This is a genomic window from uncultured Roseobacter sp., from assembly GCF_947492555.1.
Classification (GTDB): Bacteria; Pseudomonadota; Alphaproteobacteria; order Rhodobacterales; family Rhodobacteraceae; genus Roseobacter.
Genome location: NZ_CANLNE010000003.1, coordinates 918745 through 932857, shown reverse-complemented (window position 1 = coordinate 932857; position 14113 = coordinate 918745). Strand labels below are relative to the sequence as shown.

The 14113-nt window shown below is 60.5% G+C and carries 12 protein-coding genes and 1 tRNA gene; 6 read left to right on the top strand and 7 right to left on the bottom strand.

What is annotated here, in order from left to right:
• Positions 1–19 precede the first annotated feature (19 nt).
• Genes thiM through tenA form a run of 5 tightly spaced genes read left to right on the top strand, consistent with a single transcriptional unit; the run spans position 20 to position 3587 of the window.
• Positions 20–805 (top strand): hydroxyethylthiazole kinase, encoded by a 786-nt coding sequence (gene thiM, locus Q1A07_RS17750; RefSeq protein ID WP_299783352.1) that lies wholly within the window; start codon positions 20–22, stop codon positions 803–805.
• Complete coding sequence (gene thiE, locus Q1A07_RS17745; RefSeq protein ID WP_299783351.1) at positions 796–1437, top strand: thiamine phosphate synthase; 642 nt, start codon at positions 796–798, stop codon at positions 1435–1437. Before thiM ends, thiE begins: the two co-directional genes overlap by 10 nt.
• Positions 1434–2234 carry a bifunctional hydroxymethylpyrimidine kinase/phosphomethylpyrimidine kinase gene (gene thiD, locus Q1A07_RS17740; RefSeq protein ID WP_299783350.1) on the top strand — a complete coding sequence of 267 codons (801 nt, stop codon included), beginning with the start codon at positions 1434–1436 and terminating at the stop codon, positions 2232–2234. Before thiE ends, thiD begins: the two co-directional genes overlap by 4 nt.
• A 10-nt stretch (positions 2235–2244) precedes the next feature.
• A complete protein-coding gene (locus tag Q1A07_RS17735) occupies positions 2245–2904 on the top strand; it encodes an ABC transporter substrate-binding protein (protein ID WP_299783349.1) in 660 nt (219 codons plus the stop codon).
• On the top strand, positions 2901–3587 hold the full coding sequence (tenA, locus tag Q1A07_RS17730; protein ID WP_299783348.1) for a thiaminase II: 687 nt from the start codon (positions 2901–2903) through the stop codon (positions 3585–3587). The genes Q1A07_RS17735 and tenA overlap by 4 nt, the downstream gene beginning before the upstream one ends.
• A gap of 341 nt (positions 3588–3928) precedes the next feature.
• On the opposite strand, the gene Q1A07_RS17725 is transcribed toward tenA, so the two are convergent.
• The 4 genes from Q1A07_RS17725 to speB all read right to left on the bottom strand — a co-directional run bounded on the left by Q1A07_RS17725 (position 3929) and on the right by speB (position 8079).
• Positions 3929–4002 (bottom strand) — tRNA-Gly (locus Q1A07_RS17725).
• 46 nt (positions 4003–4048) lie between these two features.
• On the bottom strand, positions 4049–4900 hold the full coding sequence (locus Q1A07_RS17720) for a class I SAM-dependent methyltransferase (RefSeq protein ID WP_299783347.1): 852 nt from the start codon (positions 4898–4900) through the stop codon (positions 4049–4051).
• Entirely contained in the window at positions 4897–6945 is a 2049-nt protein-coding gene (locus tag Q1A07_RS17715; protein WP_299783346.1) for an ASKHA domain-containing protein, read from the bottom strand. The genes Q1A07_RS17720 and Q1A07_RS17715 overlap by 4 nt, the downstream gene beginning before the upstream one ends.
• A gap of 147 nt (positions 6946–7092) precedes the next feature.
• Complete coding sequence (gene speB, locus Q1A07_RS17710) at positions 7093–8079, bottom strand: agmatinase (protein ID WP_299783345.1); 987 nt, start codon at positions 8077–8079, stop codon at positions 7093–7095.
• A 162-nt stretch (positions 8080–8241) separates the two neighbouring features.
• On the opposite strand from speB, the gene guaB reads away from it, so the two are divergent.
• A complete protein-coding gene (gene guaB / locus Q1A07_RS17705; RefSeq protein WP_299783344.1) occupies positions 8242–9690 on the top strand; it encodes an IMP dehydrogenase in 1449 nt (482 codons plus the stop codon).
• A gap of 234 nt (positions 9691–9924) precedes the next feature.
• On the opposite strand, the gene argE is transcribed toward guaB, so the two are convergent.
• From argE to Q1A07_RS17690, 3 genes are read right to left on the bottom strand one after another with little or no spacing between them, the layout of a single operon-like run.
• The gene (gene argE, locus Q1A07_RS17700; protein ID WP_299783343.1) at positions 9925–11091 is read right to left on the bottom strand and encodes an acetylornithine deacetylase; all 1167 of its coding nucleotides are present in this window, start codon (positions 11089–11091) and stop codon (positions 9925–9927) included.
• 4 nt (positions 11092–11095) lie between these two features.
• On the bottom strand, positions 11096–12274 hold the full coding sequence (locus Q1A07_RS17695) for a M24 family metallopeptidase (protein WP_299783342.1): 1179 nt from the start codon (positions 12272–12274) through the stop codon (positions 11096–11098).
• 32 nt (positions 12275–12306) lie between these two features.
• Entirely contained in the window at positions 12307–13680 is a 1374-nt protein-coding gene (locus Q1A07_RS17690) for an aspartate aminotransferase family protein (RefSeq protein ID WP_299783341.1), read from the bottom strand.
• Positions 13681–14113 lie beyond the last annotated feature (433 nt).

Genomic DNA, 14113 nt, shown 5'->3' with positions numbered 1-14113 from the left:
GCCGGTCGGAGAAGAGACCGTGAAGACAGAAGACGTAGTGTCAGCCTTGCACAGGCAATCCCCACTTGTTCATTGCATCACGAACTATGTTGCCATGAACATCGCCGCTAACGTCTTGCTGGCGGCAGGTGCGTCGCCTGCCATGGTTCATGCCGAGGCAGAGGTTGCGGATTTTGTACCTGTCAGCGGCGCCCTGACCATTAACATCGGCACATTGTCCCCGGCCTGGGTCAGGGCGATGCAAAAGGCCGCAGATACGGCCACAGCGTCGGACACAGCTTGGGTGCTCGATCCGGTGGCCCATTTTGCGACACCTTATCGCGGCCAGGTTGTGCGGGATCTGATCGCAAGGGGCCCTGCGATTGTGCGGGGGAACGCCTCTGAAATTCTGGCGCTGAGCGGCACGGCAACGGCAGGCAAAGGGGCCGATAGCGGAAACAGTGTGGCCGATGCCGAGGGTGCCGCCACCGCGTTTGCAAAGGCGCAGGGGTGCGTCGTGGCAATAACGGGTCAGGAGGATTTTGTCACCGATGGCACCCGAAAGGCGCATGTCGCTGGTGGGTCTGAACTCATGCCAAAGGTGACTGCGATGGGCTGCTCCCTGACCGCATTGATGGGGGCCTGTGTGGCCGTCGCGCCGCCTTTCGAGGCGGCACTGACGGCCCTGTCGATGTTCGGATATGCAGGCGAGCGCGCAGCGCGGACCGCCAATGGCCCCGGAAGTTTTCAAGTCGCCTTCCTGGATGCGTTATCGCAGACCAAACCTGTCAACTTTGCCGGGGACGCGTTGATCCAATGGCATTGAACCGTGCGGCATTGCGCCTCTACCTCGTCACCGATCCCCTGCTGTGCAAGAACCTGGGCGTGGTGGACACGGTGCTACGGGCTGTCGCTGGCGGGGTCACGATGGTGCAGCTGCGCGACAAACCTGCCACCACGGCCGAGCGCATTGCCTTGGCGCGCGCTTTGATGCTGGCTCTCAAAGGGACCGGCGTCCCGCTGGTCGTCAACGACGATCTGGAGGCGGCTGTCGCGTCTGGCGCTGACGGGGCGCATATCGGACAAGGTGATGGGTCGCCCGATCAGGCACGTGCAAGGCTGGGACCAGACCGCATTTTAGGTCTGTCCTGCGAAACACCGCAGGCCGTGCGGGCCGCGAAAACTGCCCCCGTCGACTATCTGGGTCTGGGGCCGGTCTTTGCGACCGGAACCAAGAGGGATCACGAGCGTCCGATAGGCTTTGACGGTCTGGCTGCTTTGGTTGCGGAAACAGATCTACCAACAGTGGCAATTGGCGGTTTGAAGGCAGACCATGTGCCCGTTGTGATGGCAACAGGCGTTGATGGCCTGTCCGTTGTGTCTGCCATCTGCGGGAAAACAGATCCGCAGCTGGCCGCAGCCGCATTCCTTTGCCCAGACAACAGGAGCGCAAAATGATCGTGAATGTTCTTTCAATTGCCGGGTCCGACCCTTCCGGTGGCGCCGGGATTCAGGCAGATATCAAGGCAATTTCAGCAAATGGCGCCTTCGCGATGGCCGCTGTCACCGCTCTGACGGCTCAGAATACCCAAGGTGTCAGCGGTGTGCATCTCATACCGCCTGAGTTTGTTTCAGACCAAATCGAAGCAGTTTTTGCAGATATCCATGTCGCTGCAATCAAAATCGGTATGATCGCGAATGCGCAGATTGCCAGCGCGGTAGCAAAGTCCATCAGCGCTCATCCAGAGGTGCCGGTGATCCTAGACCCCGTGATGATCGCCAAGGGGGGCGCTCCCCTGTTGGCGGCGGATGCAATCGCAACACTGCGCGAGAAACTGCTACCACTGGCGACGGTGCTCACGCCAAACCTGCCAGAGGCAGCTCATCTGCTCGATCGCGCACCCGCCGCAACGCGAGCGGAAATGGAGGCACAGGGCAGGGCGCTCTGCACACTCGGCCCGAAGGCCGTCTTGATGAAGGGAGGGCATCTCGATGCCACCCAAAGCCCCGATGTACTGGTCACGTCAGAGAGGGCGCAGTGGTTCGAAGCATCGCGTACGTTAACGCAAAACACCCATGGCACGGGGTGCACCCTGTCCTCTGCTCTTGCAGCACACATAGGTAAAGGTGCGGCCTTGCCTGAGGCCGTGACGGCGGCCAAAGCCTATGTCTCCGCAGCTATCTCAGACGCAGATACCCTGTCTGTTGGCAAAGGCCACGGCCCGACCCACCACTTCGCCAAATTCTACGAGTGAGGTCTGAACCATGAAACTGACGTCCCTTGCGCCCCTTTTGACGCTCGTCACTGTTCCGGCAATGGCACAGCACCCGGCAAAGGCCATGTTTGACGGGTCCATCTGTCCCGATCAACGGCCATTCATTATTGTTCAGGACCCCGGCTATTCCGCGAAAATTGATCTTGGCGCGGAGGCTGTTGCGTTTACTGACCCGTTTGCTCCACCCAAAATCGTTGCGACGGATCAGGCCGGCATCATGATCTCCAGCCCCGTTCAGCTCTGCCTGCAAATCCACGAAGGCCAGCCGTCGGAGTGCATTGAAACCCTGGAAGTGGCACCGGTCGACGGCTTGCCGGAGTTGCAAGGCGGTCCGATCCAGACGCCCGCTGATCCAGCGGGTCAAAAGGTCAACTTGTTTTTGGATGACGTTGAAAAAGTGGTTCTGGACGCGATGCAGTTTATCGAAAATCATCTGCAAGTGGGCCACCGGAATCCTGCGGCATTCTCCCCTGAACGTCACAAGCCAAATGAACGCGCCTGGATCGACACGCTGCCCCTTTTTTCGCTGCGCATGACGGCGCTGGATATTGGGCGCAATATCCGGCTTTGCGCCTCCTTCTGCGTGGCTGATCCGATCACTGGCATCAATCCGATCTTCGCCATCGCCATTGATGTGACTGCATCATGACTGCATCGCGCTATGGCCACGTCTTTGCGGCGCTAAAGGATGGATGCCCGTCAGCATGGGCCGCCTACACACAGCATCCCTTTGTAATCGGTTTGGGCGACGGGACGCTGCCGCGCACCGCGTTTTTACACTACCTGGTTCAGGATTACGTGTTTCTTGTTCACTTCGCCCGCGCTTGGTCCCTTGGCGTGGTCAAGGCGGAGACCCTTGACGAGATGAAGATCTGCGCCAGCACCGTGAATGCACTTGTGAACCACGAAATGGCGTTGCACGTGAAAACCTGTGCAGCCGAAGGCATTGATGAGGAAAAGCTTTTTGGAGCAAAAGAGGAAGTCGCGAACCTCGCCTATACCCGATTTGTCATGGATAGCGGGCTACAGGGCGATTTCCTCGATCTGATCGCTGCCCTCGCACCTTGCTGCTTTGGATATGGGGAAATCGGATTGACACTGGCGGTGAATGCCACACCGGACACACCCTATGCCGATTGGATCGCGACCTATGCGAACGACGACTACCAGCAGGTGATGATTGCTGTGGGTCAGATGATGGATGCCGCCGTCATCCGAAGGCTTGGACCGGACTACAGGCAAAACCCTCGTTGGACACGGCTGCAAACACGGTTCACCGTAGCAACAGAACTTGAGGCCGGATTCTGGGACATGGGGCTGCGTGGCGCATAAGATTTGCCCTGTAGTCACCATCCTATCGGCCTGAAATCACTCTTCGCAGAGATCAATTGCGGCAGGCCGGTGCGCCTGCTTGGAAAGTCCAGCGTGACTACATCCACCGTCCTAAGGCTCATTCTTGAGGTTGCAGGCGACCGATCCATTCAATTTGACCATTTGCGCCAATGGTCACCCCTTGCAGGCTCAAAGCTGGGTCGAGGTCGCAGAGGGGTATTGCCACGACGGGCATGCTCCCGCGCGCACCCCATTTTTATGTCGCCGTCCGTGGCGCGCGCTGCAACGCGACTTACAGAAAGCAAAAAATTGAAAACAATAGGGTTTTCATGTTTCTTATGTGGAGCGGGTAACGAGAATCGAACTCGTAACTTAAGCTTGGGAAGCTCGCGTGATACCTTTTCACCATACCCGCGCTCTGCCGCTGACGTATTATTTCCACCTCATGCGGTCAAGGGCCGTCAACGATCCGCCCGGCGCGCCCTGAAGAAATTGATCTCTGCCGGGACACGCACGCCCTGATCCGTCTGGAAGGCTTCAAAGGCCTTCTCGACCCGGTTCGCAATGGCTTCTGCATCGGCAGCAGACCCCTGGAAATACTCGACGGTGCGCGCGGCTGGACCGACGCTTGTCGCCATGCGGGCCACGTCGGGCAAACGGCCCGGTGGAGACAGGTGGAGTGCAACCACGTCAGCAGAAACATCGGTGAAGCCCGCATCCGTCAGAATGTCAGTCACCCGCGCCACGTCGCGAAAGGCAAAGGGGCCGGGCGCATCGGGATCGACCGACGGTGGCGCGCCCAATTCCTCCTTTGCCGCCTGTGCGGCAATGGTGAACCACGGGTTCTGCTGAATTTGCCCCCAAGCGGCAAAAGTTACATCAGCACCGGGTTTTAACCCCCTGAGGATATTCCTGAAAGCCGCGACAGGGTCGGCAAAGAACATCACGCCAAATCGAGAAATCAGGTGATCATAGCTCTCTGCGTCAAAGGTGTAGTCTGACGCATCTGCGACCTCGAAGGTGACGTTATTGGCTGCACCCGCCCGCGCCGAGGCATGCGCCAGCATGGTGGGCGAGATGTCGGCGCCAAGAACAGTGCCTGCTGCGCCAACGCGCTCAGCGGCCTGAAGGGTGCTCGCCCCCGTGCCACAACCGATGTCCAGCACGCGGTCTCCCGGCCTCAGAGGCGCGCGCTCAAACAACCCATCCAGTACCGGCTGCATGAAGGCATCCAGCATCTCCTGCTGCTCGACCCATTTCTGACCCGCGCTCGTGGTCCAGAATTCCGCCTGATCGCTGTTGTCCTGGCTCATCCGCGTCTCCTTCTGCGCCGTCCGCCACCGCTCGCATCATCCGATCCGCCGCCGGTGTTGAAGGTCGCCGTTGGCAGGGTGACGATGGAATTCAGAATGGGAAAGGGCTCCACCGCATTGGGGATCGCCGAGGCATTCACGAAATGCTCCTGGAAACGGGGTTCGATGGCGGTCTCGACCTTGTGGATTGCCCGCACGGTCGCTTCGATTTCAGCCCGCGCGCCAGTGTTCAGCAGCGCAATCCGCGCGCCGGTGCCAGCCGCATTACCCGCCGATGTGACCTTGTCCAGCGGCGCATCCGGGATCATGCCCAGCACCATGGCGTGTTTGGTCGATATATGCGCCCCAAAGGCCCCGGCCAGCACCACTCGGTCCACCTTGTCGGCGCCGAATTTATCCATCAACAGGCGGGCGCCGGAGTACAGCGCGGCCTTGGCCATCTGAATCTCGCGGATGTCGCGATTGGTGATGGTGATCCGCGGCCCGCCGGACGCCCTGCCGTCATGCACCAGATAGGAATACGTCCGCCCGTCCTGAAACACCCGGTCCGAGCCCGTCTGCTCCGGCGAGCCGATCAGACCCGGCGCGTCGACAATCCCGTGCATGCGCATCTCGGCCACCATCTCGATGATGCCGGAGCCACAGATGCCGGTGATGCCCGTCACCCCGATCATGTCGTCAAAGCCGTCTTCGTCCGACCACAGATCTGACCCGATGACCTTGAAGCGCGGCACTTTGGTAACCGGATCAATCTCCACACGTTCAATGGCACCGGGGGCGGCACGCTGACCCGAGCTGATCTGTGCGCCCTCGAAAGCAGGTCCCGTAGGCGAGGAGCAGGCCAGCACCTTCTCCCGGTTGCCCAGCAGAATTTCCGCATTGGTGCCTACATCGACGACCAGTACCAGATCATCGGATTTATCCGGCGCCTCGGAGAGGGCCACCGCCGCGGCATCCGCACCCACGTGACCTGCGATACAGGGCAGCAGGTAGATGCGCGCAGAGGGGTGGATGTTCAGTTCCAGATCATCGGCCCGCAGGCGCAGCGCATTGTTGGTGGCCAGCGCAAAGGGCGCTTGCCCTAGCTCAAAAGGGTCGATGCCCAACAGCAGGTGATGCATCACCGGATTGCAGACAAAGACCGCATCGACGATCAGTTCCTTGTCAATCGCCGCCTCTGTGGCAATCTGGGTGAAGAGCCCGCACATGCCTTCGCGCACCGCGCGGGTCATTTCCTCGGCCCCCTTGGCGTTCATCATCGAATAGGAAACCCGGCTCATCAGGTCTTCGCCAAAACGGATTTGCGGGTTCATCACACCGGAAGAGGCCAATACCTCCCCCGTTTGCAGGTCACAGAGATGCGCCGCGATGGTGGTAGATCCCAGATCGACCGCCAGCCCGTAAACGGTACCGTCGTAATACCCCGGCCAGATGTTCATGATGCGCGGGCGGTTTTCCTGATCGCCCAGATGCACGGCGACGGTCACCTTCCAGTCGCCTTTGCGCAGAACCGGTTGCATGGACTGCAGGATATGCAGATCGGCGGTGACATCCGCCAGATCCCACTGGCTTTCCAGCGCGTCGCGCAAACGTTCCAGATCGCCCGAGGGGTCGTGCATGTCCGGTTCGGCGACTTCCACGTAGAAGAGCTTGGTCGAGGGGTCGAGCACGATCTCGCGGGCCTCGGCGCGTTTGCGCACCACCTGCTTGTGCACCTGGCTTTCGGGCGGCACGTCGATGACCACATCACCCTGCACCGTGGCCTGACAGCCCAGCCTGCGGCCCTTGATCAGCCCCCGTTTCTCGTCATAGCGCTGCTCGACGCTGTTCCACGCCGACAGCGCGTCCTCTTTCACCGTGACGCCGTGTTTCGAAAACTCCCCATAGCTGGGGGTGATCTGGCATTTAGAGCAGATGCCCCGCCCGCCGCAGACGGAGTCGAGATCGACGCCTAGCTGGCGCGCCGCCGTCAGGATCGGCGTGCCGGTCGGGAAGTAGCCGCGTTTGCCGGAGGGCGTGAAGACGACAAGGGGGTCGTTGCTCATAAGTCTTGGTCACCTGTTGATTGTCTGACGCCAGGATAGGGGCGGCAGAGGCGTGCGAGCGCCGGTCCGCGTCACATAATGCGCCTGCCGCGGCATTGCGCGTCTGAAATTGTCATATTCATTATGAAATCCAGTTGAAGGCGGGTGTTACCCCGCCAATTCGGGGGTGGAGGCGCGGGCGTGGAAGATGAACCCTAGAAGGTTCAGCAGAACCTGCGCGGCCAGAATGGAGGTACTGCCGGTGGGATCATAGTCAGGCGCCACCTCGACCAGATCGATCCCGACAATCCGGTGCTGCTGCGCCACCTGCTGCAGCAGTTCCAGCACCTCGTAGTAGAGAAACCCGCCGTGGCTTGGTGTGCCGGTGCCGGGCGCGATGGACGGGCAGAAGGCATCGATATCAATTGTGATATAGACGTCGGCGCCCTTTGGCAGAGTGTTTGCCACCCCTTGCGTACCCATCTGACGGGCCTGCCGGACCGAGATGATCTGCGACCCCATGGCCCGCGCCTGCACATAGCCTTCCCGCGCGGTGGAACTGACATTTCGAATACCCACCTGTGTCAGCCCGCTGACATAAGGCTGCTCTGCCGCGCGACGCATCGGGTTGCCGTGGCCGTGCCGCACCCCGTGGCGTTCATCGACGAAGTCCAGATGCGCATCGATCTGCAGGATGTGAAAAGCACCGCCCTTGTAGTCTGCGCCATCAAAGGCGCGGATGCAGGGGATATTCACCGAATGATCGCCGCCGATCACGACGGGCAGGGCGCCCGCCCGCAGGATCGCCCGCACGCCCGCCTCTATATTGGCGTGGCTCTGGTCGGTGTCCGTGTGCACGATGTCGGCGTCACCAATGTCCACGATGCGCACATCCGCGGGCAGATAGGTTGCATCATCCTCGTGGTCGTAGGCCCCGGCGTGGCCGAAACTGAAAAGCGTTGAGGCCTCGCGCACCCCGCGCGGCCCGAAACGCGCGCCAGCTCGCCATTGCGTGCCCGCATCAAACGGTGCGCCCAAAACCGCAACCTCTGCATCAATCGCCTGCCAATCCGCTATATAGGGCCGCTTGCCGAAGGTCGAGATGCCCACAAAAGGCAGGTCCAGCCTGCCGCCCTCATATCCGTGTCCCGCCATGGCATTTGTTTCCTTTAAGTGACGCCTGCGCCAGTTTCGCCCCAGATGAAGACGCAGGCAATGGCCGATACGCCAGATTTGGTGGTTTTCCCTCTTTCCATTTTCCCCGCTCCGTGAAATAGGAAACTGCCAAATGAGACACTCCGCGCGCGAGGTATGCTAATGGAGATTCGTGAGGCCCTGACCTTTGATGATGTGCTGCTGGTGCCGGGAGCATCCTCGGTTCTACCCTCGACCGCAGACACGCGCACCCGCGTGACACGCGCCATTTCGATGAACATCCCGCTGCTCAGTTCCGCGATGGACACGGTGACCGAAGGGCGCATGGCCATCGCCATGGCGCAGGCAGGCGGTATCGGCGTGGTGCACCGCAACCTCGACATCGACGAACAGGCCAGAGAGGTCCGCCGCGTGAAGCGGTTCGAGAGCGGGATCGTCTACAACCCGATCACGCTGCGCGCCAACCAGACCCTGGCCGATGCCAAGGCGCTGCAGGATCGCTACCGCGTCACCGGCTTCCCGGTGGTGGATGAGAAAGGCCGCGTGGTCGGCATCGTGACCAACCGCGACATGCGTTTTGCCAGCGATGACAAGACGCCGGTTTCGGTGATGATGAGCTCCGACAACCTCGCAATTCTGCACGAACCTGCGGACCGCGAAGAGGCCATCAGCCTGATGAAAGCACGACGCATCGAAAAGCTGCTGATCACCGATGGGGAGGGTAAGCTGACCGGCCTCTTGACCCTGAAGGACACCGAACAGGCGGTGCTGAACCCTACGGCCTGCAAGGACGGGCTGGGCCGTCTCCGGGTGGCGGCGGCGACCACGGTGGGGGATGCGGGCTTTGAGCGCTCTGAGGCCTTGGTGGACGCAGGCGCCGATATGATCGTGATCGACACAGCACATGGGCACTCCGAAGGGGTGGCGGCGGCTGTGCGCCGGGCCAAGGCGCTCAGCAACGAGGTGCAGATCGTGGCGGGCAACGTGGCCACGGGCGAGGCCACACGCGCGCTGATCGACGCAGGTGCGGACGCGGTCAAGGTGGGCATCGGTCCCGGCTCCATCTGCACCACGCGCATGGTGGCGGGTGTGGGCGTGCCGCAGCTGACCGCGATCATGGATTGCGCCACGGCGGCGGGCGATATCCCGGTGATCGCCGACGGCGGCATCAAGTTCTCCGGTGATTTCGCCAAGGCAATTGCGGCAGGCGCGTCCTGTGCCATGGTCGGCAGCATGATCGCCGGAACAGACGAGTCCCCGGGCGAAGTGATTCTCTACCAGGGCCGCAGCTTCAAGAGCTATCGCGGCATGGGCTCCTTGGGTGCCATGGCCAGCGGCTCGGCGGATCGGTATTTCCAGAAGGATGCCGCCAGCGACAAGCTGGTGCCTGAAGGCATCGAGGGGCAGGTGGCCTACAAGGGCAGCGCCGGGGCCGTTCTGCATCAACTCGTGGGCGGATTGCGCGCGGCAATGGGCTACACAGGCTGTGCCACCGTCGATGAGATGCGGACCAATTGTTCCTTTGTGAAGATCACCGGGGCAGGGCTCAAAGAAAGCCATGTGCATGACGTTCAGATCACCCGCGAAAGCCCGAACTATCGGGTTGGATGACGGTAGATGTCTTTGTCAACGCATTGGTCTGATGCTTAGGAGGCACCGGTAATCCCCGACACGGTTGCGGCGTCTGCGATCCGCGCTCCTGACAATCGACAGCTCGGAACCCGGCGACGCGGGCGCTGCCCCAGCGCGCCTGCCAAAGCCGATTTGTTGGATCACCAGCCCCAGCGCCTGCCGGACTACGCCGCCAATCGGTAAGTGGATCATCGCCAGCGACAGCACCTCGGGTCAGCCAGGAGCAGGTGCCGCGCACTTGTCGGCAAGGCGCTCAAGAAGTTTGAGGCATTGCGCCAGTTGATCCCGTTCCAGGTATTCGTCAGCCTTGTGTGCCTGCTCAATGGAACCGGGGCCGCAGACAACCACGTCCATTCCGAGATTTTGGAATATGCCCGCTTCGGTCCCGAAGGACACAAGGTCTGCGCCGTTTGCGCCCGTCAGCTCTGACACGATCCGACGGGCCTCGTTGTGGTCGACCGGCACAAGCCCATCCACCTCGCCGATGATCTCGGTCGTGATATCGGCGTCTGCGTGTGTTTTCTGCATCTCAGGTAGCAGCACCTCCCGGCAATACCTCTTCAAATCCTCTTTCACGAAGGTGGCATCCGAGACCTGAACGGGGCGCATCTCCCAATCCACCTGCGCTTTTGGGGCGATCACGTTATGAACGGTTCCGCCATTCAGCGCACCTATATTGATTGTCGTCCACGGCGGTTCAAAACGACTTCGCGGAGGGGCCTTGGATCTCAGTTCGTTTTTCAGGTCCAGCAACCGCGCAACATAACGCACCGCGTATTCCACGGCATTGACGCCCTGATCCGGGATCGACCCATGACCTTCAAGGCCCTGAAAACGGGTGGTATATTCATAGCACCCCTTGTGACCTTCGATAATCCGCATCCCGGTCGGCTCGCCAATGATGGCGGCGCTTGGTCTGAAGGCGCGTTGTTTCAGTTCCTTGGCCAAATGACCCGCCCCAATGCATCCGGTTTCTTCGTCGTAGGTGAAGGCGAAATGCAGCGGTCTGTGCTGTATCTTTTTGGCGAAGACTGGTGCCATTGCGATGGTCGCCGCGATGAATCCCTTCATGTCGCAGGTGCCACGCCCAAAGAGCCGACCGTCTCGTTCAGCCATCTTGAAAGGGTCCGTGGACCACACCTGATCGGTGACAGGCACGACGTCGCTGTGGCCGGACAAGACAATGCCACCATCGATCTCGGGACCGAGAGTAGCAAACAGGTTCGCCTTGCGCCCGACGGCATCGGACAGGACATCCACCTTGGCACCGGCAGCCTCCAGCCGGTCGGCGAGATAGGCCATCATCTCGAGGTTGCTGTCAGAGGAGACCGTCGGGAAGGCGATCAGATCAGAGAGGATCTCGATGGTTCGGTCAAGCAAGGCGTCACCCTTTCACAAAAAGTCTGCGATCAACATCGCAGAGCGTTTCCGCCGGGCCGCCGTCGCGGATCAGGATCGTCTCCGTGGTCTCTAGGCCCCAGGTGTCCATCCACAAGGCGGGCATGAAGTGAAAGACCATACCAGGCTCCAGAATGGTGGAATCCTCTGATCGGATCGAGGCCGTGCGCTCGCCCCAATCGGGCGGGTAGCTGAGGCCAATCGGGTAGCCCATGCGGCCGTCCCGCGCGATACCGTATTTGGCCATAACCTCCATGAAGGCGTTCGCGATGTCACAGGTGCAGTTGCCGGGTCGGGCGGCGTCCAAGCCGGCCTCGATCCCTTCGATTTGTGCTGCCTCTGCTCGGATCATTTCATCGGGTGGCGTGCCCAGATAGACCGTCCGGCACAGCGGCGCGTGATAGCGGCGATAGCAGCCCGACAACTCGAAAAAGGTGGCCTCGCCCTCTTTCATTGCGGCCCCGTTCCAGGTCAAATGCGCAGCCGTCGCGTCAAGGCCCGAGGGCGTCAGGGGTACGATGGCGGGGTAGTCTCCCCAGTCATCGCCCACGCCGGTTATTCCCGCGTGCATGATGTCGGCCACCAGATCGTTCTTACGCACCCCCGGCGCGGCGCGCTCGATCGCGGTCTCGATCACTTTCTCGGAGATGCGGGCGGCCTTGCGGATGAAGCCGATCTCTTCTTCCGATTTTACCAACCGTTGCCAATTCACCAATGCGGTCGCGTCGATGAGTGTGGCCTCGGGCAATTCAGCCGCGAACACCTGATGCGCCCTGGCCGAATAATAATAGTTCTCCATCTCTACCCCGATCCGGGCACGGTCCAGCCTCCGGGCCTTCAGATGCCCGGCGAGATCCTGCATTGGATGAACCACCGTCGACTGCACATAGTGATCCCCGTAGCCCAGAATGTTGTCGTGGGTCATCCAGCAGGTGCGGCGGCCGCCCATCATATCCATGTATCGGCCCCACCAGATGGGTTCACCTTCCATGGTGACGATCACGCCCTGATGCACGTAAAAGGACCACCCGTCATAGCCGGTAAGCCAAGCCTGGTTGGAGGGGTCGGTCACAAATAGCACGTCAAGACTGGCCGAGGCCATGGCCGCGCGGGTCTTCGCCAGCCGCCGGTCGTATTCGATCTTGCTGAAGGGTGCGTTTGACATGACGAAAGACCTCCTTTCGGTCGCAACGGGGGTCATCCCAAGACGGTTGTGACGGCGCGTTTTGTTGATGCAACCACGATGTCTGCCTCTTCCTTGCTGAGGCAGAACGGCGGCGCAAATCCGAGGATGTCGCCCTGTGGCATGGCGCGCGCGATGACGCTGTCCTGTTCCAGCATCCTGGCCGCAACCTGTGGCCCGATCTTGTCAGAGCCGTCGAAGAACGTCCGGCTGTCTTTATCGTTCACAAGCTCAACCGCACACAGCATGCCCTCGCCACGCACATCTCCGACATTGGGGTGATCTGCCAGCGCGTCGCGCATCGCCGCGTTCAGGTATGCTCCGACGCTGCCTGCGCTTTCAATCAACCCAAGCGCATCGATGAGCTGCAGGTTCGCAACACCTGCCGCGGCCCCAATGGGATGCGCAGAATAGGTCCAGCCGTGGCCAATCGGGCCATTTTCATCTGTTCCCCGTTCCAGCACGGACCACATCTTGTCCGACACGATGGAGCCTGACAGGGGCGCATAAGCGGATGTGAGACCTTTGGCGATGGTGATGATGTCCGGGCGCATCCCGTAGTGTTCAGAACCAAACATCGTGCCGAGCCTGCCAAACCCGGTGACAACCTCATCCGCAATCAGAAGGATGTCATGCTTGTCCAAGACCGCCTGGACGGCAGCCCAGTATCCCTCTGGCGGCGTGACAATCCCACCGGTGCCCAGAACCGGCTCACCGATGAAAGCAGCAATCGTGTCCGCCCCTTCGCGATCAATCAGCGCTTCCAGATCCGCAACGCAATCGGCGACGAACCCGGCCTCTGCCTGGTTCTGGTCCTCGCGCCGGAAGTAGTAGGGTGCTGTCGTGTGGACCACCGGTGCCAAGGGCAAGTCGAATTTCTGGTGAAAAAGGTCCAGCCCCGTCAGCGAGCCCGTCATCAGCCCCGACCCGTGATACCCGCGCCAGCGGGAGATGATCTTCTTTTTCTCGGGCCGTCCCAGAATGTTGTTGTAGTACCAGATCAGCTTGATGTTTGTCTCGTTTGCATCCGAGCCGGAGAGCCCGAAGTAAACCTTGGACATGTTCTCGGGCGCGCGCTCCAGAACCATCCTGGCCAGTGTGATCGACGCCTCGGTCCCATGGCCGACATAGGCGTGATAATATGCCAGTTCCTTTGCCTGTTCAGCGATGGCTTCGACAATCTCGGGGCGCCCATATCCGACGTTGACGCAGTATAGCCCGGCAAACGCATCCAACATGCGATTGCCATCCCGATCCTCGATATGGCAGCCTGATGCGCCGGTGATCACACGATGAGGCAGTTTCCCGCGGGCAAATTCCGCCAGGTGAGTGGATGGATGAAAAAAACTCTCGCGGTCCCATTTTTCCAGTTGGTCGTTATGTAGCACGGTTTACCTCCAGGCTGTGGCGGCACACCGCCGGTTGTCACATGAAGGGAGTCAAGGCACGCTTGGGCCAATCCAGGCCTCAATTCGGGCGGGAAGACTCCGCTCACCCAAGACAGCAGCGCGCAATGCCTTTATTGCCAAGGTACGATCACACTATGAGCCCGGAAGCGGGTGCAAAAGCAACTGTATTTTGCAACGGCGACCCTGATCAACCGGCCAGTGTAGGGTGTGATCCTCGCAAACGTGTTCGCCCATTTGGTCATTTGCCAAGGATGTCAAAGACGCCCAGTAAACGGAGAGGTTCTGTCCAGAACGTTCTATGGCGCTACGGGACCTCCTGTTCAGCCCAAAGCTATGTCAGACGCGTTTATCATGTTGATGAACAAGCCTTATCCACCAGGTGATGCTTTGATGAATGATCCGCGTCACCCGA